We start from the raw sequence: 22767 nt of genomic DNA on the forward strand, positions 1-22767 counted from the left end.
AAAGTAACATTCAAAAGCCAACTCTTATGAGCTGGCTTTTTTTCTGCTTTTACTAAAGTTACCTGATTTACCACCACGCGACTTATTGCCACCCACCTTAGGTTTTGTATTCGCTTTATTAAACTGGCCAAATCCCGTATGGCGAGAAAGTGCAGGCCTACCACCTTTACTCTGACCAGACTTTCGTTGCTCATCTCTTGATTCTGCAGGTACTAAACAGTTAGGACCGTTACCAATAAGTTTCGCCTTGCCCATTTTCTTTAATGCCTCACGGATCATTGGCCAACCGGCAGGGTCGTGATAGCGCAAAATCGCTTTATGCAAGCGACGTTGACGCGCCCCTTTAGGTACACTAACAACTTCCTTGTTGTTCTTTATGTTCTTAAGCGAGTTCATTTCGGTATGGTAAATGGTAGTGGCATTTGCCATCGGCGACGGATAAAAGTTCTGAACTTGATCTAATTTGAAATCATGGCGTTTCAGCCATAATGCCATATTGACCATATCCAAATCAGTTGTACCTGGGTGAGCCGAGATAAAATACGGTATTAAATACTGTTTTTTACCCGCTTCTTTTGAATACTTTTCAAAAAGTTCTTTAAAGCGATCATACGTGCCCATGCCCGGTTTCATCATTTTAGATAATGGGCCATTTTCTGTATGTTCTGGGGCAATTTTTAAGTAGCCGCCAACATGGTGTGTCACTAACTCTTTGACATAGTTAGGATCTTCAATGGCCAAGTCATAACGTACACCTGATGCAATAAGCACTTTTTTAATGCCTTTCACTTCACGCGCCTTACGATACAAGTTTACCGTTGGCGTTTGGTCTGTATCCATATGCTTACAAATATCAGGGTAAACACAGGATAAACGACGGCAAGTGCTCTCAGCCTTTTTGCTCTTACAGCGCAGTTTATACATATTGGCTGTTGGGCCACCAAGATCAGAAATGACACCAGTAAAGCCCGGTACTTTGTCACGAATTTGTTCAATTTCGTCAATAATCGATTGTTCAGAACGACTTTGAATAATTCGCCCTTCATGCTCTGTAATTGAACAGAACGAACAGCCACCAAAACACCCACGCATAATATTGACCGAGGTTTTAATCATATCGTAGGCAGGAATTTTTTCATCACCATAGCTTGGGTGAGGAACTCGTTGATACGGTAAACCAAATACATCATCCATCTCTTGAGTTTCAAGTGGAAATGCTGGAGGGTTTACCCAAACCGAACGGTCACCATGGCGTTGGAAAAGTGCACGGGCACAGCCTGGATTAGTTTCTTGGTGTAAAATACGTGACGCATGTGCATACAGAGGTTTATTTACACTTACCTGCTCATAAGCTGGCAGCTTTACATAGACTTTTTCCCACGGTTTTAAGCGCGGTGGCTGAATGGTAATAGGCTTAGCTTCAGCGTCAAGATCAATACCCGCTTGCTTAAATTCTGATTTGCTACAGCCTACGTCATCTGCACCATAAGGATTTGGAATTGGATCTATCTTGCCTATTTTATCAATGGCTGTTGAATCTGATCCACGCCAACCAGTTAATGGCTCTTTACGAATAACCGCTGTACCACGGATATCATGCATTTCGTCCATGGTTTTACCCGCAGCAATACCGTGTGCAACTTCAACTAGCGGCCTTTCAGCATTACCATAAATTAGAATATCGGCTTTGGCGTCAAAAATAACACTGCGACGTACTTTTTCAGACCAATAATCAAAATGAGCAATACGGCGTAAGCTTGCTTCAATACCGCCAATAACCACTGGCACATCTTTGTAGGCCTCTTTACAACGCTGGCTATATACAATCACAGCACGATCAGGGCGTTTACCACCAACATTACCAGCCGTATAAGCATCGTCATGGCGTAAACGCTTTTCTGCGGTATAGCGGTTGATCATCGAGTCCATATTACCCGCAGTTACACCGTAAAATAAATTTGGTTTACCAAGCGACATAAAGGCATCTTTCGATGACCAATCTGGCTGAGCAATAATACCAACGCGAAAGCCTTGCGCTTCAAGTACTCGGCCAATTACAGCCATGCCAAAACTTGGGTGATCAACATAGGCATCGCCCGTTACAATAATAATGTCACAAGAATCCCAACCAAGGGCATCCATTTCTTCTCTGCTGGTTGGTAAAAAAGGTGCTGGGCCAAAACACTCAGCCCAATATTTTGGATATGAAAAAAGACTACGCTCTGCTGATAAAGCAGTCATAAAATGCCCCTAGAATAAAATGGCCGCAAATTATAGCTGAGTTTACCGCCCGCCTCTAGTGTTTATTTTTTAGCCAGCAAAAATTGTTTGAGTTCTTCATACGGCATTGGCTTTGCAAACATAAAGCCCTGCGCTTCTTCACAGCCCATAAGCTGCAAACAACTGGCTTGTTCTTCGCTTTCTATTCCTTCTGCTATTGTGTTTAAACCAAGCTTTTTACCTAGTGATACAATTAGTTCAGCAATAGCACCACTATCTTCAGGAATATCTTTAACAAAGGCGCGGTCTATTTTAATACGATTGAGCGGCAGTTTTTTCAGATACGACAATGACGAAAACCCTGTACCAAAATCATCAATTGCAATCTCTAACCCGTGCTCTTTTAGCTCTGTGAGTGCTTCTACAACAATTTCAGGCTCATCCATCACAATGCTTTCGGTTACTTCTAATTCGATTTTATGCGGTGTTATATTGTATTCTGCGAGTGTTTCTTTGACCTTGGTCACAAATTGCGGATCTCTAAATTGCGGTACAGAAACATTTACAGCCACTCGCATATCAAACCCCAAATTTTGTAACTCTTTTTGAGTTTTACAGGCTTGCTCTAACACCCACTGACCTATCGGTAAAATCAACCCAGATTGTTCTGCTAAAGGCACAAAAATCACTGGAGAAATGAAACTCCCCTGTTCATTTGGCCATCTTAGCAACGCTTCGCAGCCAATCACTTTTCGTGTATTTAAACAGATTTGAGGTTGATACCAGACTTCTAGCTTATGCTCACTAAAATCATGACGAAGTTCTTTTAAAACGCCAAGTTGCCATGCCATTTTTTCTTCCATTTCAGGAAGATAATATTCGTAATTAAACCTTAGATGCTTTTTACCCAAATTTAGCGCGATATAGCATGACTTAAGTGTATCTTTTCCGTCTTTATAAAAATATTGCTGTTCACAAACACCTAAATGGAAATTGACTGGCAATAAGTGCTCACCTGCAAGGAAAGGTAAAGATAAAACATGGTTTAGCGAGTCTGGTGTGACTTTTTCTGATTCAACTAAAGCTGCAAATACATCCGCACCAATGCGTGCAAAATACTTAATACCTACAATATCTTCTTGAATACGCGTAGCAACAGCTTTTAATAACAAGTCACCAACATCTTGACCTAGACCGTTATTTATCGATGAAAAATCAGCAATATCAATAAAGTAAAGTGTAAACTGGTTTGCACTCTCTGAGTAAAAGCGCTCTACTTGATTTATAAAGTCATTACGGTTTGGTAGCTTGGTGAGTTTATCTCTGTATGCTGCATCGCGTAACTCACTTAGCATACGCACATTTTTAAACGCTACTGAAACGTTTTGTAAAAATATTTCAATTAGCTTAATTTGTTGGTCGTGAACCATTTCTTTAGTTTCAAGATAAATGGCAAATTGTGATTTATCGTCCTCAACAAAAAAGCAACTGTCATGATCTGAAATTTGATGTGTTTTATTTAGTAACGTTTGCTGTAAAACGCCAAGTGCACGGCTATTGTCAATTTGTTCAATACCTTGCCAAACCGTGCTTTTATACTCTTCACTGCCACCAAGTACAGCGGAACGCCCACTTTCAGCTGTAACAATCACACCATCGCCAGTGCCATCAAGTAGCTTTGCTATTTGCTCTATAACTTGTGAAGCAAAGGCACTTAGATCCTCCAAACCATTGATCGATTTTGCAGCATCAAGTACTTTTTCAAGACCAGTGTTATGTTCAGATAATTCACATAATTGCTGGTAAGAACGTAGAGCAGTAACAAGTGAGGTAACTAATTTTGCCCGTGTGAGCTCAGTTTTAGTTTTATAATCATTGATATCGTATTCGCGAATAATGTTTTCTTCAGGGGCATAACCCGGCTGCCCGGTACGTAAAATAATTCTTAATTGTGAATTATTAAGCTCTTCACGAATGCGCTTAACAGCCACCAACCCCGCATCATCCGTTTCCATTACCACATCCAGTAACACCACAGAAATATTGGGGATCTCAGCTAGCTTATTAACAGCTTCTTCACCACTGTAAGCATGATGAAACCTTAGCTGTTTGTTCCAAAAAGAAAGCCCTGACAATGCAAGCTGAGTAACAGAGTGTACCTCAGGCTCATCATCTACAATCAAAACATCCCAAAATCCAGAGTACTGTTCAGGGGTATCGTCATCATCTTCATTCAAGAATAAAAACTGTTCTTCGGCAGGTTGTGTCATGAAACCTCTACGTCGTCACAAGACCTTTGAACTTTTTCTCTGGTCACAATTATTTTTTCTTATTGGTTAAATACTCGCCATACGGTAGACCGTAAATCTCGGTACTAAAGCAACGTTAGCATCAGCCACTTTCCTAGTATAGACTATTAATTAAAATCTTTAAAAATACTATGGTTAGATTAGTATTTTATAAAATAACGGAGTGAAATGCGGTACTTAATTCGCACATTGTTTAGTTTAGTGTTGCTTATAGGCATTACCAGCGCACTTTTGCCAAACCGTTATACCATTGCAAAAACTGTAACCAGTCATTGCACACAAGCGCAGTTTGAGAACTGGGTGTTGGACTTAGCTAATTGGCACTTTTGGACCCCCTTTGCAACCTATGAAAAGACATGGCAAGAATTAGAACTCGCCAACAGTAATAAAATTGGTGCCTATCTTAAGTGGCAAAGCGGCGATAATATTGGCGAAATGACAGTAACTGCCATGAGCCATCAACGGATGTCTTATACCAGCGTAATTGAGCAACACACCAATATAGGACATATTGAGGCCTTACCGTTTGCTGAGCAATTACAGGTTACTTGGTCAATTGAAGGGGGTATTAATGCCCCCATAATTGGCAGCATTTTGACGCAATATTATAAATATAAGACGCAGGATGCGATTGATTTGGGATTACGAAATTTAAATTCCCTGTGTAAAAGTCAAAGGCTGGACAAATAACATGGCGATTAAACCCGTAACTGCACAACAGCATTTAGCGCAAATTATTAAAAATAAAGTGGGTGTTGAACACACTCAATCAGACACTGAAGCAAATACCAAACGCTTAGCGCAGGATACCGTATCAAAAACAGTAAACCCTACCCCACATTACAATAGCACTGAAAGTACACTGCAGCGTGCTCAAAAACGCCGTAAACTCGCTTTGGTAAGAAAGCAAAGCAATATTGAATCAATCTTGGGCTTAGCACAGCATTATTGCCCTCCAGTAACTTCTCAAGGTGAACCTGATCCTGATTGGATTGAGCGTTTTTTAGAATTAGCCGAAGATACCAGTAACAGTAATATTCAAAAATTGTGGGCAAAAGTACTAGCTGGTGAAGTGATTAATCCAGGCTCCTTTTCATATAAAAGCTTAATTACCCTAAAACACATCACCCCAAAAGAAGCAGATGTTTTACAAATCGCAACAAGTTGTGCAGGTAAATCAGCAAATGATGGATTTCACCAAATAATTACTGGTAGCTACCTTACACCAAGCTTGCTTAATTTTTTAAGCCCAAATAAAAAGAGCTACGTTAATCTCAGCAGTGCTGGCCTTAATTACCCAGACATTCTAACGTTAATCGATATTGAATTAATTTATCAGCAAGAAATTGAATCAAAAGCGTTTGAAAGTGGGGAAAGCCAAATCTTAAGTTTTGCCAATGGCACCTTAACACTTACCGCCAAACGTAAAGGGTGTATTTTAACTTACTACAAATTTACGCAAACAGGTTTTTCGTTAGCACGCTTAACAAACAATAAACTAAGTAATCAGTATTTGGAATGTTTAAGAAAGGCGTTAGAGAAGAGCTTTGAAGTCAATTTTGCCAACAAATAATGTTGGCAAAATTGTCACGATATTGAATTAAAAGTGAACTTGCAAACCAGCAAATAAACCATCAACTTCAATATCTGTGTAGATATCATCAACATCATCAAGCTCTAACAACATTGAACGATAACCCGCTTTAATCGCTACATCCACCGCCATATTATCGATGAACTCCCAAGCTACACCGATTTGGTAATCCTGAATTTTACTATCACCAATAGCTAATAGTTGACCTTCAGCAAATGCACTTAAGCCCGTAAATGGTAAGCCAAATTGCACTGCACCATAAGCCATCGGAATAAAACCGTTAAAATCGACAGATTCTTCGCTCATACCAAGGCTTTGGTCATCACCTTTCACAGCTACGTAACCGTCAAACTGCTTTGCAGATAAACCTAAGTCAATCGAGACTAAATCATTGTCAAAAATTTCATAATAAAGCACGTAATCGACATGGCTTAAGTCACTGTCACCAGTGACTGTTGAGTTCACTTTAAATACTCTGTCACCAAAGCCAAATGAGGTATTTAAATTCGCGTCAGCATTTAACTCTAGCTGAGTGTACTTTAGCTTTACATTTGGCACTAACGGGATTGGATGCTCAAGTGCAGCGTAATAGCTACCGTATTCTTTATCTTCAAAATTGAAGTTTTGCAGGTCACTTGATGTACCTAAACCACCTGATGATTGCGCAGCCCAATAATCGCCACCTACATATAAACCCAGTAGCGTGTCGGCTTTTACTTGTGGTGCCATCGTTGCAGCTATTAGCGCTGCACCTAACATTATTTTTTTCATTAAGTTATCCCTGAGAGAGTAATTCTGATAATTCGATTATTGCCGCATTAGCGCGCGATAAATAGTTCGCCATTACTAATGAGTGATTTGCAACAAAACCAAAGCCACTGCCGTTTAATACCATTGGGCTCCAAACGCTTTCTTGTGTCGCTTCAAGTTCACGCATAATTTGTTGCACACTCACTCGTGCATTTTTCTTTTCTAGCACATCAGCAAAGTCCTTTTCAATGGCCGCAAAGAAATGCAGTAACGCCCAACTTGCGCCACGCGCTTCATAAAATACATTATCAATTTCAAGCCAAGGGGTTTTTACCAGTTGTTGCGCTGGTGCATAGCTCGCTCTTTGTGCAGCTGAATCCCCAGCAAGATCAGTATTTATTTTATCTTGGCCTACACTACTGCTTAAACGCATACTTAAGCTACCTAAGCGTTTTTCCACTTCTTTTAAGTAAGCACGTAAGTTATCAGCGCGAGCATAAAATTGTGCGCTCGAATCTACAGGATTCGCGATATCTTTGCGGTAGCGAATGAGTGCGTCGATACCCTTTTGATATTCATCTTCTGCGCTTGGTAATGCCCATGCGGTTGAATTGATATTAAACTGAGGCTGGGCCATTTTAAGTTCTGGATGTTCAGTTGATTGAGACTGTGAACGGCTAAAGTCTTTGCGCATTGCCAGAGTAATATCACGGGTCATTTCAAGTACACCAAATTCCCATGAAGGCATATTATCCATAAGCACAGACGGAGGCATAACATCATTCGTTAAGTAACCACCAGGCTTATCGAGTAATGTGCTGGCAACTTCAATCACAGCCGTTGTTGTAACAAAGCCTGTTACGACTTGTTGCTGTTGCTCTTGTGCAACTTGCTCTGCACGTTGTTGAACATTAAATACGTCTGGTTCAATGCTCCAATAAACCGAAATTAAATAAAAAAATAAAAAAACAAACGCAACCGCAGCTGCTATTTTACCTTTGTGTTGCATATCCCCTCCTAATGGTGGTGATGCTGATGTTCATTCTCAATACTTTCATTAATGCCAACAATAGTTGCTTTAGCATTAATAGTAAGGCCAGAAACAAAATTAAATTGTGCGTTTAGCGTTTCACCTTTGATTAATTTAGCTTCAGGTGAAAAAAGCATTAAATGCAAACCACCTGACTGAAACACCTTGGTCGAGTGCGCATCAATTGCCAATTTATCTAGCTTCACCATACTCATCATGCCATTTTTTTGAATATGATTATGAATTTCAACGCGGCCAAGCTGTTCAATTGACACAGAACTTAGCACTAAGTTTTTATCCGAATGATTAGCGAGTTGAAAATACCCTACGCTTGAAGGTGCCCCAGGAATAAATTCACGCACAGTAAAATCAGAGACCACAACCTGATTGGCTGCTAATGAAAAAGAAAAAAATGAAATAACTAAAAATAGGTAGCGTTTTAACATGTTAATCCCTCTATGTTTTAACTCAGTATACTACAGAGGAAGATGCAAAAAGTACCTGAAAATTATTAATTATTGTAAATTGTTAGGGGCTAATTGACTTTGCCCCCACAATAAAAACATTAATAATATCTTGCTGGAAGCACCATCGCGGCAACAAAGTAAGCAAGCAGTGTTGCAACCGGAAAAACGAATAATGCAGCCAGCGCTCCAAGTCTCACGCTCCATATTGGCAAATTATTACCAAGCGCTAAACCAGCGCACACCCCTGATACCTTTTTGTTTAATCGGTCTTTATAAAAACTACCACTATTAACTTGATAACTCATCATCGCCTCCTAAGCCGCTTTTTTAGCAACTTGCTCTTTTAAACTTGCCAATTCAGCATCTAACGCATCATTCTTTTCTAGATCATCAAATTGCTGCTTTAGGCTTGAACTTTGTGTCACCTCGTACGACTCTATTTGTGCTTCAATACGGTCCACTTTATGTTCAATTTCAGCAAAGCGCTCTAGTGCTCTGTCAATCTGCTCACTGTGTAGCTGTGATTTAGCTTTCACGCGTACTTCAGCTGATTGAGAGCGAATTTGATACTCTTTTAATTTTGCTTTTGCCTGCGATAACTTTTCATGCAGTGAATGACTATCTGCAGAGACTTTGCCAAGCACTTCGTCAATGCGCGCAATTTCTGGCGCAATAGCATCAATCTCTTTATGCGCTTTTTGCTTTTCAATTAATGCCGCTTTTGCTAAATCTTCACGCTCTTTTTGCAGCGCTTTTTCAGCTTGTGCATGCCAGTAATCTGCTGATGCTTGTTGTTTAGCTAATTTACGTTGCAAAGTTTTCTTCTCCGCAATAAGGCTTGCTGAAGTTGAACGAAGCTCTACAAGCGCTTCTTCCATTTCTTGCACCATAAGACGCACTAATTTTTCAGGGTCTTCAGCACGATCTAACGCCGCTGATACGTTTGCTTGGATAATATCTGTTAAACGAGTAAAAATGCCCATAACTCTCTCCTGTTAATGACTGATATTTTTCTCTGACAACTTTCTATTCCAATCATTGTGCCAAAAACAATTAAACATTAAATATCAAATGCTTAACTAAAGGAAATTTCTTCAACTTATTTCACACTGGTCAATTTAACCAACTAGTTAGCGTTTTTAACTAAAATTTTAATCCAAGAGTTAAAAGCGATAGCTTTACCATTTTTTGAATTAATTAAAGGAGACAGCGAACGAAATAATGGCAAGTTTAATAAAGGTGTGAAGCGAGTTTAAATCCCAGTACGAGTTTTAAACAAATAGTTAAAATAGGTCACAACAAAGAATGGGAGTTTTTAATAGAGGTATACTAGTTAAACTTAGTTTTTGTATGGCACTAAGCCAAAAGGCAGGAAGAAATCAAAGCGCATTCGTTACTATTTTGATAGCAACAAGCTGCGCTGTCCCATTAAGCCATGCCATACACCTACAGTGATAAGTAAGCTAATAACAGGTAATAAAAATAAGCTAAATAAATCAAATAGGTCCAACATTTTAAGCTCCTTGTTCACACGTTAAATGCAAAATACTCGCTACACTTGGTACTTGCTCACATATTTGTTCAATATGCGTTTGTTTTTCCGCTTGCGTCGCGATAAGGCTTTGCAGCAGTAAATTAATAAGTAACAACGCTGTAGTAACTATTTTGGCTAACATAACGTCTGCTTCGAAAATTCATATCTTGCCTAATACATAACAAAGAGCGTGCCAAATAGTTAACAGCTTGATTTATATAGAAATAGCTTTAAAACCTTTTGTTCAAATATAAAAAAAGGCTAAATAATGGTTAAATCCACCACTATTTAGCCTTCTCTTTTCCCGAAAGCGGAATTTGCTTTTCCCTATTTCGGGATAGTGTTATTCAGGAACAAATGCCAGCGCTTCTTCTAATAGCGAAATTTGCGCATCTTTTTTGTGACCATTTTCAGATAAATGCCTACGATATGAACGAGCGCCTGGCTGACCTTGGAAAATACCTAGCATATGCCTTACAACATGCCAAAAGTTAGCACCCTGTGTCATTTCTGATTCGATATAATCAAACATATTACGCACTACCTGATGGCGAGAAAGTATGACACTTTGCTCATCACCATAAATCGCACGATCTACTTCTGCCAACATATAAGGGTTTGCATATGCCTCACGACCCACCATCACCCCATCAATATGCTGTAAGTGTGTTAAACATTCTTCGATGGTTTTCACCCCGCCATTGAGTGAAATATGGCAGTCCGAAAAATCACGTTTAAGTTGATAAACGCGATCATAGTCAAGCGGCGGGATTTCTCTATTTTCTTTCGGGCTTAATCCTTGTAGCCACGCTTTACGCGCATGAATAATAAAATCACGACACCCCACGTTATAGTTTGATTCAATCAAAGCGGTAAGAAACTCGTAAGAGTCTTGTTCATCAATACCAATACGTGTTTTTACTGTTACAGGAACGTCTGTTTCAGCTTTCATTGCTGCAATACATTCAGCCACTAACTGAGGCTCAGCCATTAGGCAAGCACCAAAGCGGCCATTTTGAACGCGATCTGATGGGCAACCTACATTCAAGTTAATTTCTTGATAACCATATTGGTCTGCACGTTTTGCACATTCAGCTAACGCTTTCGGATCTGAGCCACCTAACTGTAACGCTACCGGTTGTTCATGTTGGCCAAAGTGTAAATAATCACCTTTACCAAAAATAATGGCACCAGTCGTTATCATTTCAGTGTATAACACTGAATGTTTAGTTAATTGTCGATGAAAAGTACGACAATGCCGATCAGTCCAATCGAGCATTGGGGCTACAGAAAAACGTCTATTCACGCTACACCTCAGTAAATATGGGGTCGCGATTCTACTCGATTTTTTGTCTTTGCTCAATTTATATTCATAAACAAACTTGCAAATAAAGACTTAACTACAAATAGTTAATTTGATTGTGGTAAGATGACTTTGATATCGAGGAACAATTTTATGACCGTTGAAGCATTAACAGAAAAAGCGAAAGTCGTTTGTAACGATAAAGGGGTTCGCTTTACCACAATTCGCGAAAAAGTTTTTCGCTTATTAGCTGAAACTCAAGCTGGAGTTGGCGCATATGACTTGTTGGAGCAGTTAAAACAAACTGAGCCAAATGCAAAGCCAGCCACAATCTACAGAGCGCTCGATTTTTTAGCAGAGATGGGGTTTATTCACAAAATTGAAAGCACCAATGCATTTATGCTGTGCCATCATTTTGAACACACTCACCCTGTGCAACTGCTAATTTGCGAAAAGTGCGGTCATGTGGAAGAGCTTCACTCGCATGCAATCGCTCATGAGTTAAATAATCAAGCAAACGAATTAGGATTTAAAGTCGTTTCACAAACAATCGAAGCGCGTGGAATTTGTACTAAGTGCCAATAAATATGAGAATTAGTTTGCAAAAACCGCAAGTTCATTCTTGAATTAAAGATGATAAACGCCTGAATACGGAACCGGACTAAAATATGAATGTAGAATTCATCAACCCTTTTATTTCTTCATTACTCAATGTGTTATCTACGATGGCGCAAACTGACTTAACGCCAGGCAAACCCAAAATTAAGAAAACCGAAGTAGCTGTTGGTGATGTATCAGGCCTAATTGGCATGGTTGGCCCGCAAACCAAAGGGTCTCTTTCAATTACTTTTGACGGTGAGCTCGCAATGACTGTTATGGAGCGCATGCTTGGTGAGCGCCCAGAAAAAATAAATGAAGAAGTAACCGATATGGTCGGTGAAATTACAAATATGGTTGCCGGTGGCGCAAAAAACCTACTGGGTGATAAAGGGTATGAGTTTGATATGGCGACACCTGTTGTGGTTTCAGGCAAAGAACACACTATTACTCACAAATGTGAAGGCCCTAAGCTCATCATGCCGTTTACCTCTGATTTTGGTGCTGCCCATATTGAGGTATGTTTCGATAAGCTATAATTATCATGTGGCAACAAAAACGTATTCAGTTAAAACCTCGCTCGCGAGGTTTTCATTTGATTGACAATGAGTTAATTAAACAACTTCCCGAAATAAGCCAATACCGCATTGGTATTCTTCATTTATTCATTCAACATACTTCAGCTAGTTTAACAATTAATGAGAACGCCGATCCCACTGTGCGAATCGATATGGAAAGTCACTTCAATAAGTTTGTACCTGAAAGGCAAAGCTATTATCAGCATGATTACGAAGGTGATGATGATATGCCTGCGCATATCAAGGCAAGTACACTAGGATCGAGTATTAGCATTCCAATTACCGATGGTAGATTAAATGTTGGAACCTGGCAGGGAGTTTACCTTGGCGAACACAGAGATTATGGTGGTGCTCGCACTTTAGTGGCGACGCTTCAAGGAGAGCTGTTATAACTCTCTCCTCTATTTGTCGAGCGCGTTTATTCTTGAATATACTTATATTCTACGCGTGGAGTAATATTACAGAGAAGTTCGTAAGGAATCGTAGTCGCAAATTGTGCAATTTCTTCAACGGGCAAATTTGGCCCCCAAAGCTCTACTTCATCGCCAAGTAAAACAGAATCGTCGTCACCTAACTCAACCGTGATCATATCCATAGAAACACGCCCAACAATTGAAAAGCGCTTTCCATTAATGATTACTGGCGTGCCATTGGGTGCATGTCTTGGATAACCATCACCATAACCCATTGCTATCACACCAATGCGGGTATCACTGGCTGCTCGCCATGCGCTACCATAACCCACAGTTTCACCCGCTTTGACATTGCGGATTGCAATAATGCTCGATGTTAAACGCATCACGGCATTAAGTTGATGATCTTTACCGATTGCGTCTAGCATTGGAGATACACCATAAAGCATAAGCCCTGGTCTTACCCAATCACAGTGGCTATTTGGCCAACCCACTATGCCTGCAGAGTTAGCTAAGCAAAGCTCATTATCTGAGGTAGTGATACTTTGGAAAAATTGCGCCATTTGCTCGTTTGTTTTACAATTTTCAATATCATCGGCACAAGCAAAGTGCGTCATTAACTTAATATTTGTCGCTACATTTTTGCAAGCATCAAGACGAGTATAGAAGTCACGACATAAACTTGGGTCGATGCCTAATCGATGCATTCCCGTATCGAGTTTTAACCACACGGTGATTGGACTTGTAAGCGCTGTTTTTTCAAGCATAGAAAGCTGTGCTTCATCATGAACAACGATATGGAAGTTACTGGTCGCAGCAATGGCCAAATCTTCAGAGCGAAATACGCCTTCGAGTAACACTATAGGCTTTATTACACCGCCCGCACGTAATGCTAACGCCTCATCAATACGTGCTACTGCAAATGCATCTGCATCTGCATCTGCGAGATGCTGCGCAATCGTTACTAAACCATGCCCATACGCATTAGCTTTTAAAACCGCCATTACACGAGAATTTGGTGCTAATTGCCTTACACGCGCCAAATTTTGATTTAGCGCACTGAGATTAATTTCGGCACACGCTAACCGCATTAATATTCATCATCCATTGCAGGTCCAGCGTAATTATCAAAGCGCGAGAATTGACCTTGGAAAGTTAAGCGCACTTTACCAATTGGGCCATTACGTTGTTTACCTATGATGATTTCTGCCACACCTTTATCGGTAGAGTCTTCGTTATACACTTCGTCACGATAAATAAACATAATTAAATCGGCATCCTGCTCGATAGAGCCTGATTCACGTAAGTCAGAGTTAATTGGGCGTTTATCAGCACGTTGTTCAAGCGTACGGTTAAGCTGAGAAAGCGCGATTACAGGGCATTCTAGTTCTTTTGCTAGCGCTTTAAGTGAGCGAGAAATTTCTGCAATTTCCAAAGTACGATTGTCCTGCAAACTAGGAACGCGCATAAGTTGAAGGTAATCCACCATAATCATACTGATACCACCATTATCACGCGCAATGCGACGTGCACGAGAACGCAATTCAGTTGGTGTTAGGCCTGATGAATCATCCACATACATTTTACCTTTTTCTATGAGCAAGCCCATAGTCGATGAAAGACGCGCCCAGTCATCATCGTCAAGCTGACCGGTACGTACTTTAGTTTGGTTTATACGGCCGAGTGATGCGAGCATCCTCATCATAATTTGCTCTGAAGGCATCTCTAACGAGAATATAAGCACTGGCTTGTCTTGGGTCATTGCCGCATGTTCAGCAAGGTTCATGGCAAAAGTGGTTTTACCCATTGACGGACGAGCTGCAACAATAATTAAGTCTGAAGGTTGCATACCCGCTGTCATTTTGTCGAGGTCGGAATAGCCGGTACTAACACCTGTCACACCATCTTGTGGTGATTGGTATAACTCTTCAATCTTATCAATGGTTTTTTCTAGAATGTTATGAATATTTTGCGGACCATCTGAGCTTTTGGTGCGTTGCTCAGCAATTTTAAATACTTTGGTCTCCGCCAAATCAAGTAAATCATGACTATCACGCCCTTCTGGGTTATAACCTGCATCTGCGATTTCGTTAGCAACATGGATCATTTCACGTACAACTGCACGCTCACGTACAATTTCTGCATATGCATTGATGTTGGCAGCACTTGGAGTGTTTTTGGCAATTTCACCTAAATACGCAAACCCACCAATTGCATCAAGTTCGTTGGTTTTTTCTAATGTTTCAGAAATGGTGATTAAATCGATAGGCTGACCGCTCTCAACCAGTTTTTCCATTGCTTGGAAAATTAGCTTGTGCGTGCGGGTATAAAAATCTTGTGCAACAACACGTTCTGCCACACGGTCCCATGCTTCATTATCAAGCATTAAACCGCCTAAAACAGACTGTTCTGCTTCAATAGAATGCGGAGGGACTTTTAGGGTATCTAACTGTTTATCTGCTTTTGCCATGATGCGTTTTAACTCGAAGAGAATCTGACTATTCTAACCAGAACCAATAAAAAAACCCAGCATTGAGCTGGGCTTTATTGTCGATAAGCTATGTTTAGTTGTATTTCAGCTCAATGCGACCATTGACAGTATCAATTTCAATATCTACATCGCCGTCTTTTAGCTGGAACTCCAGCGAGCTAGAAGGACCATACTTAGCTTTTTTCACTTTATCGTTTGATAGGCTATTGCGAATTTTACCGCCCGCATGCGCATTCACTTCAATTTCTGCAGAAAGACCTTGTGGTAGCTTTAATACAATGTCGCCATTTACGCTTTCTGCTTGAATGTTGGCGCCGCTTGCGAGTTGCTCCATCTTCACTTCTACTTCACCACCCACGGTTGTAATATCGAGATTTTTGATGGTCTCAGCATTAATTTCAACATCACCATTTACCGTTTCGATGCGCACATCCTGGCTTTTGGTTACGCTTTTTAAATCACCGTTAACAGCTTCAAAGCGTATTTCACCTTGTGAGTTTGTGTCATTAACATCACCATTGACAGTTTCGATATGAATGCGGCCATTTAAATTAGCTGATTTAATATCGCCATTTACCGTGTCTAAACTGATGCGGCCCTCAACGTCTTGAATATCAATATCCCCGTTTACTGTATCAAGCACAATACCTGAACTTAGCGCTTCGATATCCATGTCGGCATTTACACTTTCAATGTTAACCAAATTATTTTTTGGTACATAAATAGTCAGGTTTGACCCTTTGCTATTTCTATTCTCATAACGGTGTGGCATTTCAACAACAAACTCTGTGCGACCACCACTTTTATTGCGGAAGATATATCCCTCAGCACGTTCATCTATGGTGCCAGACACTTGCATTTGCTGTTTATCCCAGCCTTTCAAGGTAATTTTGCCTTGATCATTTTCGATAAAAATTTTGTTGTTTTCAGGCACATCAATTGTTTTATCAACAAGTTCGCCCGCCAGTAATGAAAATGAAAGTAAGCTTGTACATGCAATGGCTAATAATTTCATAACGATTCCTCTTAAATTTGTTGCCAGCTAGGCTTGTGAACTTTATTAATTAAATCAAGTTGCTGCTGGTAAACTTGCGATAACATTCTAAGTAATGTGGCGTTTTCTGGTTCATTTTCTAATGCTAACTTAATCGCTTTTTCAGCATTTTCTAATTCTGCCAATTGCGCTTGCCAGTTGTCTGCAAGGGCTTTCTGATCACTGTATTTAACTAATAACGCCTGTTTTTCTTGCTTAAAGGTCTGGGTCATCGCCTGCAAACCGGCTTCATACTGATTACTTTGCTGGTTAAAGAACACTTGATAACTTAGTAACCCCAAACACATACACGCTGCAAGTGCGGTTACCTGCTGCCAAACATGTGACTTTTTTTCAATCTGTGTTGGCTGCTTAGCAATGGCATTTTCAACACCTTGCCATAAGTCTTTCTTAGGGCTGATTTCAGTTGGCAATTGAGCAACTGCGTCATCTAACACTTGATCTAAATTAGTCTGTTTCATTACTCATCCACTCTTTTAATAAACTGCGTGCTCTATGGTATTGAGCTTTTGATGACCCCACCGCCATATTTAATTGCTCAGCAATTTCTTCATGGCGATACCCTTCAACCGCAAACAACACAAAAACCAGACGTGCTTTTTCAGGTAAGCGCACTATGTATTTATCTAACCCGTTAAGGTCGTTACACATTTCAACTTCTTGCTCAGGCATACCTGCCTGCTCAAAACTCACCACTTTTTGCAACCAATTAGTTTGCTTTCGCAAATAGCTGATTGTGATATTGGCAGCAACACTGTGCAGCCAAGTAGTAAACTTTGCCTTACCATCAAAACTCGATAGCTTTTGCCATAACTGAACAAACACTTCTTGTAGTGCTTCTTCTGCAAGGCTTTCATTTGCTGTTAAACGTAAAGTAAGAGCAAAAACGCGTTTGTAGTGACGGTTGTACAAGTCATGAAATGCCTGCCTATCACCCATATTTACTTTTTCGATTAACTGCAGATCAAAGTTTGCTTCTTGTTCTTTAACAAAACGCTGCTCTGCATCAATTAACACGTCAACTTCCTTTGTGTTGTTATCTTGTTGATTACTTTATTAGACGTAAGAAGGGTTTGGAAAGGTTTAAATGAAAATAAATTTTTTTGAGAAAAAATAAAACGCCCTAGTAAAGGGCGTTTCAAAACAGATATTTACATTATTAATTTACAAATAGCGCCAACCAACAAACTCTAATGATGTTGTGCCACAGCACGTGGTAACATTACCAACCTCACCTAAACGCGTATCATAGTGAATACCAGTATCACCTGACAGACTCACTGTTTTAGCTCGAATTGATCCCATTAACCCTCCACTTGCTTCAATATTTGCATCTGTTGTTGGAGCATAAATTGCAGCATATAAGCTACCTGTTGCATCTATAACAACACCATCGCTGCCTGTGTAAGATGAGTAAATTGAAAAAACTGGCACTCCACCATCTGATATGCCCTGTCCAGATATAACAGGTTTTTTTATAGTTGTTTTACCAGTCACATAAATCGTTAAACTTGAGCCTGCTTCAATTTCAAAAACAGTGGTTCCGCTGGTGCCAATGGTAAAATCACCATCGACTAGCATATAAACATCACCGCCTGATACTTTAAAGCCACCACCATTCACAGTAAAATCTTTCACTTTTATCATATCGACTAATTCGCCACTTGGTAACGTTTCGCTATAAGTAGATAAAGCAGCGGGCTCTTCTCCCATCCACGACTCCCAACCTGATACAAGCTGACCGCCTCGTGGAGTGACTTCATAAATTGTTTGCCCACGTGTCAGTAATAAGTCACTTGAAGTCGCATCTTTAAATTCATTGATAACCTTGCTGATTCCAATAGGATCACAGTTTGTCGCAGGATCTTGGTAATCATGATCTTCGGGTAAATTGTTTGGGTCAACCTCAGGCACGCGTGGCACATTTGGCGATAGGTTGAATGACGCATCAGTGTAGGGCACATCATTTTGATAGTACTGTAATGGCAATTCTCTACCTCGATAAGTTAACTCACCTCGGTACATCACATCTAAGCCATTATTATCTTGGTTACGAACTTTTGTTGAAGACCCACTACCCAAGTACAAGTCGCCCATAGTACGGATAACACCACCAACCTGATTTTGAATAAGCTCTACATTGCCAATGGCAAGCACATCACCTCCAATTGTGATATCGCTATCAAAACCCTCAGGTAGATCAGGTGAACCAGGGCCTGCATCAATCACAACATTGTGGTTAGCGTGAGCATCACCATAAATTTTTGCACTACCACCTAAATTAATACTACCGGTTGCAGCAATGCTACCCCAAATATCGGCTGCCCCTGTTAAGTTGATATCAGAATCATGATGAATTGTTGTTACGCCTGAGTTCGCGGACGCTGTACTGGCATTATAGTCACCTTCATCTGAGTTATAACTATCAATTCGACCACTGGCGCCTAACCCAACACCTTCACAGCCGATAATCGCTGAGCCAAATGTAGATGCCGCCCCGCCCTTCCTTAGTCTAAATAACGCAACTGTATTGTTAGCTCCCTCATAGCGTTTACCGTCACTACTTAATTCCAATAACCCATCACTATTTACACCAAGTCTCGTTGCATAGGACATATCGTCTGTTTGTGCGTGCCCTGTGATATAATTATTTTCCCCTAAAGTGTCATTAATCAATTGCTCAAGGGTAGTAACAGGGTTACTAGCCAATTCTTCTAAAACTCGCTTATGGGTGTCAAAAATACCTTTCTCAGACACTAAGCGGGCATTCATTTTCTTTTGGTAGTTACCAGTTAAACGTTCTTGAATAAAGTTATCACGCAATGAACTCAATACGATAATGCTCGTCATTGTGGTTAAAATCATTACAGAAAGTAAGGTAAAACCTTTTTGCTTATTCATTAATTCAATGCCTCTTCTAGTATCTTGCCACTTAGAGCAATATCTATTCGAAATCCATTTGCGAGCATATCCACATTTAAGTTCTCCGGTATCAATGTTATCTCTACCAAATTACCATTTATGCGATAACTAATATCTTGTAGGCCCGTTAATAAGACTTGCTCGTCGGCAGCATTTACCTGGCAGCGTAATTGACTGTCAACCAAAGTAAATGTCTCACTAAAAGGCACAGCTGGCTTAGTACTATTGCATGCGGTCGCACCTGTAGTTGCTTGCTCAACTACAATGGTATTTGCATTAGGTATTGTGGGTATCGTTTTGGTTTGCTTTAAACTACGGGTGAATACTTCCGAACTATACCTTAACACTTCTTGCGCATTTTCAAGCTCTTTCGAAGTGTTTACTGATTCACTAATAGCAATATATACATAGGAAATACCAGCCATCAAAAAGCTACTTACCGCTAAAGCTACCATCAACTCAACAAGCGTAAATCCATTTTTTACATATTTGATCATTGCTAGCAGCTCCCAGAAATATCAGGAAAACTAGCTTCAATTTCGACGCGATTTGCTAAATTATTATCATTGATTCGCTTGTCAGACCAAGTCACGCCAACGCGAAAAAAATCGCTGTTGAAGTTATTCTCAAAATCGATTGTATATTTGTTAAATTGAGCTTCAGGAGTTACATCAGCAAATGCTACATTTCCCTTTTGTAAATCACATAAATTCGCCCAGGTTTGCTCAACAGCATTATTTGCTTGAAGAAGTGACAAGGTATAGTCAAATGAGTTAGAGGCATATTTTAGTGATTGCAATTGTCCAGCAGCCATTCCTAATAAAGCAAAACTAGAAACAACCAGTGCTACCATTACCTCAACAAGCGAAAATCCGGCTTGGTTTGTGTTTTTTTGTATTTTGCTCATTAACAATTTCCTTTTTCAATCTTACTTTGTCCACTAGCATATACGCGGAAACAGCGATCTGTCGTATCACCATCGCGATCACTAATATCAATACTTGTAACAGGAAACTCGCCCAACGGAGTGATGGTTTGCGTGGTAACACCTGATACCACGACTCCAGTTTGATCATTATTAAAAACAACAAATGTTTGATTATCAATACTGGCTAACCACTTAGAGCCTTGAGCTGTTAAAGTGACTATTTTTTCACGCTTAATTGCTTCGCTTCGCGCCATTTTAAAGGTACTCATAAGCTCATTTACCGTGCTCACTAAGCGATCTTGTTTGATATATTGAATAAAAATAGGTGTAGCAACAGCTGATAAAATACCCACAATTCCAGCCACTGTAATTACCTCAATAAGTGTAAAACCTTGCTGATGTCTCATAATTATTGCCAACATGATGTTAAAGCAGCTGATGTAACACCTTGCTGATTAATTGAGAGTGAACCGCACTTATCACCAACTTGCGCACCTTTTGGTGCGGCGGTTAATAAGAATTCGGTATCATTTTCAGGTTTATAACTATAGGCATAATAATCTGATGCTTTAAATGTAATATTTTGTTCATTAGGGTATCGACCCAAGCGCGTATAGTTTCGTTCCAATATACCAGCTTGCTGCATAAGGTATTGCTGCGCTTCGGCACGACGACCATCCTTAACATAATCACCATAAGCCGGCAGTGCTACAGCTAATAAAATTCCGATAATGGTCACGGTGATCATTACTTCAATCAGAGTAAACCCTTTTCTTTTTATTATATTAATAACTCGCAATTTCCAGTCCCTAATAGAAACAAACTTTGACAACGCTGTCATTATCGCGCAATGTTTATACAAATCAATACTTTTCGGTTATATGTTAATTTGTTTTTGTAAATCTGAGTAAACACCCCATGCAAAATGAGGTAGTGAAGTGAGTAAAAAGGACGTATTTCAGACATAAAAAAACCGAGCCTTAGCTCGGTTTTTACTAATCAAGAAACTTGATTAAGCTTCAGCAATAACAATTACTTTAATAGTAGTTGTTACTTCTGAATGAAGCTGGATAGCTACATCAAATTCACCTGTTTCACGGATAGTACCGTTAGGTAGACGAACTTCTGATTTAGCAACTTCTAGGCCTACAGCAGTGATAGCGTCAGCGATATCGCGAGTACCGATAGAGCCGAATAGCTTACCTTCGTCACCAGCTTTAGATACAAGAGTAACTTCAGCTAACGCTTCTAGTTTCTCTGCACGCGCTTGTGATGCTGCTAGTTCTTCAGCTACTTTAGCTTCTAACTCAGCACGACGTGCTTCGAAAGATTCAATGTTAGCTTTAGTTGCTGGAACTGCTTTGCCTTTAGGGAAAAGGAAGTTACGTGCGTAACCTGCTTTTACAGAAACTTGGTCGCCAAGCGCACCAAGGTTACCGATTTTATCTAGTAGAATAACTTGCATGTCTCTACACCTTTTAAAAACTAGTTAAACCGCTGCTTACTTATGTAAGTCAGTGTATGGAAGAAGGGCTAAGTAGCGTGCGCGCTTGATAGCTGCAGCTAGTTGACGCTGATATTTAGCGCTAGTACCTGTGATACGGCTAGGTACGATTTTGCCACTTTCTGTGATGTAGTTTTTAAGAGTAGCTAGATCTTTATAATCGATTTGTTGTACGCCTTCCGCTTTGAAGCGGCAGAACTTACGACGTCTGAAGTAACGTGCCATGAGATAAATCTCCAATAGTAATTCTTTCAATATGATGAGCATGTAACACTAACTGACTCACGCCATTTCGGCCTTCGTGACGGTTAATAAAACCGCGTACAGTAAGTTGCGTGCCCATATCAATATCTTGAGTTTGTTGTTTTAAGCCTTCGCCACTGGCAACCACTTGAATGCGAACATAACTACTACGATTAAGTCCTGCTTCCATTTGTGTAGATTTGTGTTCTAACACAAAAATACAATGTGGTATTCCGGCTGGGCTTTGACTGAATTTAGGTTTTTTACAAACCGTGCCAGACAAAACGAACTGGTTATCAGTCATACAAGTCTCAAAAACGATTAAGCTTCTGCAGCTTCTTTCTTCTCTTCTTTAGCAAGAGGAGAAGCTTCAGTTACAGCATTTTTAGTACGCATAACTAGGTTACGTAGTACTGCATCGTTGTAGCGGAAAGAAGTTTCAAGCTCGTTGATTACTTCAGTTGGTGCTTCAACGTTCATTAGAACATAGTGTGCTTTATGAAGCTTTTCGATAGGGTAAGCCAGTTGACGACGACCCCAGTCTTCTAAACGGTGAATTTGACCACCAGCTTCAGTGATAGAACCAGTATAACGCTCGATCATACCAGGAACTTGCTCACTTTGATCTGGGTGAACCATGAATACGATTTCGTAATGACGCATGGGTATTCCTTACGGTTAATTTAGCCTTTTACCGTTTCGACCAGTCGGTTTAAGGCAAGGAAAACAAAGTTTGTTTGGTCGAAAGAGCGCACATTTTACGCAGATTGATTGCAGAGTGCAAATAGAATTTTGAAGAGAATTTCAGGATTCAGGGTTCAGGGTTCAGG

General features: G+C 40.1%; 28 protein-coding genes. 5 read left to right on the plus strand and 23 right to left on the minus strand.

What is annotated here, in order from left to right:
• Positions 1-24: 24 nt before the first annotated feature.
• Both ON073_RS11490 and ON073_RS11495 read right to left on the minus strand, forming a co-directional pair.
• Positions 25-2241 carry a YgiQ family radical SAM protein gene (locus ON073_RS11490; protein ID WP_274762025.1) on the minus strand — a complete coding sequence of 739 codons (2217 nt, stop codon included), beginning with the start codon at positions 2239-2241 and terminating at the stop codon, positions 25-27.
• Between the two features lie 62 nt (positions 2242-2303).
• A complete protein-coding gene (locus tag ON073_RS11495; protein WP_274762026.1) occupies positions 2304-4490 on the minus strand; it encodes a bifunctional diguanylate cyclase/phosphodiesterase in 2187 nt (728 codons plus the stop codon).
• Positions 4491-4697: 207 nt separating this feature from the next.
• On the opposite strand from ON073_RS11495, the gene ON073_RS11500 reads away from it, so the two are divergent.
• Both ON073_RS11500 and ON073_RS11505 read left to right on the plus strand, forming a co-directional pair.
• Positions 4698-5219, plus strand: a complete 522-nt coding sequence (locus ON073_RS11500; protein ID WP_274762027.1) for a hypothetical protein — start codon at positions 4698-4700, stop codon at positions 5217-5219.
• 1 nt (position 5220) lies between these two features.
• Positions 5221-6102 carry a TIGR03899 family protein gene (locus ON073_RS11505; protein ID WP_274762028.1) on the plus strand — a complete coding sequence of 294 codons (882 nt, stop codon included), beginning with the start codon at positions 5221-5223 and terminating at the stop codon, positions 6100-6102.
• 27 nt (positions 6103-6129) lie between these two features.
• On the opposite strand, the gene ON073_RS11510 is transcribed toward ON073_RS11505, so the two are convergent.
• From ON073_RS11510 to dusA, 7 genes are all read right to left on the minus strand, one after another.
• Positions 6130-6894, minus strand: coding sequence for a TIGR04219 family outer membrane beta-barrel protein (locus ON073_RS11510; RefSeq protein ID WP_274762029.1), 765 nt, complete (start codon positions 6892-6894; stop codon positions 6130-6132).
• A 4-nt stretch (positions 6895-6898) separates the two neighbouring features.
• Complete coding sequence (locus ON073_RS11515; protein ID WP_274762030.1) at positions 6899-7882, minus strand: DUF2333 family protein; 984 nt, start codon at positions 7880-7882, stop codon at positions 6899-6901.
• 8 nt (positions 7883-7890) lie between these two features.
• Complete coding sequence (locus ON073_RS11520; protein WP_274762031.1) at positions 7891-8349, minus strand: copper chaperone PCu(A)C; 459 nt, start codon at positions 8347-8349, stop codon at positions 7891-7893.
• 119 nt (positions 8350-8468) lie between these two features.
• Positions 8469-8675 carry a PspC domain-containing protein gene (locus ON073_RS11525; protein WP_274762032.1) on the minus strand — a complete coding sequence of 69 codons (207 nt, stop codon included), beginning with the start codon at positions 8673-8675 and terminating at the stop codon, positions 8469-8471.
• A gap of 9 nt (positions 8676-8684) precedes the next feature.
• Positions 8685-9353 (minus strand): phage shock protein PspA, encoded by a 669-nt coding sequence (gene pspA, locus ON073_RS11530; protein WP_274762033.1) that lies wholly within the window; start codon positions 9351-9353, stop codon positions 8685-8687.
• Between the two features lie 531 nt (positions 9354-9884).
• Positions 9885-10046, minus strand: a complete 162-nt coding sequence (locus ON073_RS11535) for a hypothetical protein (protein ID WP_274762034.1) — start codon at positions 10044-10046, stop codon at positions 9885-9887.
• 201 nt (positions 10047-10247) lie between these two features.
• Positions 10248-11210 carry a tRNA dihydrouridine(20/20a) synthase DusA gene (gene dusA, locus ON073_RS11540; RefSeq protein ID WP_274762035.1) on the minus strand — a complete coding sequence of 321 codons (963 nt, stop codon included), beginning with the start codon at positions 11208-11210 and terminating at the stop codon, positions 10248-10250.
• 150 nt (positions 11211-11360) lie between these two features.
• Between dusA and ON073_RS11545 the strand changes: the two genes are divergently transcribed.
• The 3 genes from ON073_RS11545 (at position 11361) to ON073_RS11555 (ending at position 12774) form a co-directional block, all read left to right on the plus strand.
• Positions 11361-11792, plus strand: a complete 432-nt coding sequence (locus tag ON073_RS11545; protein ID WP_274762036.1) for a transcriptional repressor — start codon at positions 11361-11363, stop codon at positions 11790-11792.
• Positions 11793-11875: 83 nt separating this feature from the next.
• Complete coding sequence (locus ON073_RS11550; protein ID WP_274762037.1) at positions 11876-12343, plus strand: chemotaxis protein CheX; 468 nt, start codon at positions 11876-11878, stop codon at positions 12341-12343.
• Positions 12344-12345: 2 nt separating this feature from the next.
• Positions 12346-12774, plus strand: a complete 429-nt coding sequence (locus ON073_RS11555) for a secondary thiamine-phosphate synthase enzyme YjbQ (protein WP_274762048.1) — start codon at positions 12346-12348, stop codon at positions 12772-12774.
• Positions 12775-12800: 26 nt separating this feature from the next.
• Here ON073_RS11555 and alr read toward each other — a convergent pair whose 3' ends face one another.
• The 14 genes from alr to rpsF form a co-directional block, all read right to left on the minus strand.
• Positions 12801-13886 (minus strand): alanine racemase, encoded by a 1086-nt coding sequence (gene alr, locus ON073_RS11560; RefSeq protein ID WP_274762038.1) that lies wholly within the window; start codon positions 13884-13886, stop codon positions 12801-12803.
• Positions 13886-15265, minus strand: coding sequence for a replicative DNA helicase (gene dnaB / locus ON073_RS11565; protein ID WP_038637337.1), 1380 nt, complete (start codon positions 15263-15265; stop codon positions 13886-13888). Before dnaB ends, alr begins: the two co-directional genes overlap by 1 nt.
• 94 nt (positions 15266-15359) lie before the next feature.
• Positions 15360-16301 carry a DUF4097 family beta strand repeat-containing protein gene (locus ON073_RS11570; RefSeq protein ID WP_274762039.1) on the minus strand — a complete coding sequence of 314 codons (942 nt, stop codon included), beginning with the start codon at positions 16299-16301 and terminating at the stop codon, positions 15360-15362.
• Between the two features lie 11 nt (positions 16302-16312).
• Positions 16313-16801: a hypothetical protein gene (locus ON073_RS11575; RefSeq protein WP_274762040.1), complete on the minus strand. Its 489-nt coding sequence runs from the start codon at positions 16799-16801 to the stop codon at positions 16313-16315.
• Positions 16788-17357 (minus strand): RNA polymerase sigma factor, encoded by a 570-nt coding sequence (locus ON073_RS11580; RefSeq protein ID WP_274762041.1) that lies wholly within the window; start codon positions 17355-17357, stop codon positions 16788-16790. The genes ON073_RS11575 and ON073_RS11580 overlap by 14 nt, the downstream gene beginning before the upstream one ends.
• Positions 17358-17504: 147 nt before the next feature.
• Positions 17505-19241: a pilus assembly PilX N-terminal domain-containing protein gene (locus ON073_RS11585; RefSeq protein WP_274762042.1), complete on the minus strand. Its 1737-nt coding sequence runs from the start codon at positions 19239-19241 to the stop codon at positions 17505-17507.
• A complete protein-coding gene (locus ON073_RS11590) occupies positions 19241-19759 on the minus strand; it encodes a PilW family protein (RefSeq protein WP_274762043.1) in 519 nt (172 codons plus the stop codon). Before ON073_RS11590 ends, ON073_RS11585 begins: the two co-directional genes overlap by 1 nt.
• A 2-nt stretch (positions 19760-19761) precedes the next feature.
• Complete coding sequence (locus ON073_RS11595) at positions 19762-20169, minus strand: type IV pilus modification PilV family protein (RefSeq protein WP_274762044.1); 408 nt, start codon at positions 20167-20169, stop codon at positions 19762-19764.
• A complete protein-coding gene (locus tag ON073_RS11600; protein WP_274762045.1) occupies positions 20169-20597 on the minus strand; it encodes a GspH/FimT family pseudopilin in 429 nt (142 codons plus the stop codon). The genes ON073_RS11595 and ON073_RS11600 overlap by 1 nt, the downstream gene beginning before the upstream one ends.
• A gap of 2 nt (positions 20598-20599) precedes the next feature.
• Positions 20600-21022, minus strand: a complete 423-nt coding sequence (locus ON073_RS11605; RefSeq protein WP_446728529.1) for a type IV pilin protein — start codon at positions 21020-21022, stop codon at positions 20600-20602.
• Between the two features lie 180 nt (positions 21023-21202).
• Positions 21203-21655: a 50S ribosomal protein L9 gene (gene rplI / locus ON073_RS11610; protein ID WP_010561952.1), complete on the minus strand. Its 453-nt coding sequence runs from the start codon at positions 21653-21655 to the stop codon at positions 21203-21205.
• A 36-nt stretch (positions 21656-21691) separates the two neighbouring features.
• Positions 21692-21919 carry a 30S ribosomal protein S18 gene (gene rpsR, locus ON073_RS11615; protein ID WP_010561953.1) on the minus strand — a complete coding sequence of 76 codons (228 nt, stop codon included), beginning with the start codon at positions 21917-21919 and terminating at the stop codon, positions 21692-21694.
• A complete protein-coding gene (priB, locus tag ON073_RS11620; RefSeq protein WP_038637364.1) occupies positions 21894-22241 on the minus strand; it encodes a primosomal replication protein N in 348 nt (115 codons plus the stop codon). The genes rpsR and priB overlap by 26 nt, the downstream gene beginning before the upstream one ends.
• Positions 22242-22258: 17 nt before the next feature.
• Positions 22259-22600 (minus strand): 30S ribosomal protein S6, encoded by a 342-nt coding sequence (gene rpsF, locus ON073_RS11625; protein WP_010561955.1) that lies wholly within the window; start codon positions 22598-22600, stop codon positions 22259-22261.
• Between the last annotated feature and the right edge of the window lie 167 nt (positions 22601-22767).

The organism is Pseudoalteromonas sp. G4, assembly GCF_028875915.1.
In the GTDB taxonomy this organism is placed as follows: Bacteria; Pseudomonadota; Gammaproteobacteria; order Enterobacterales; family Alteromonadaceae; genus Pseudoalteromonas.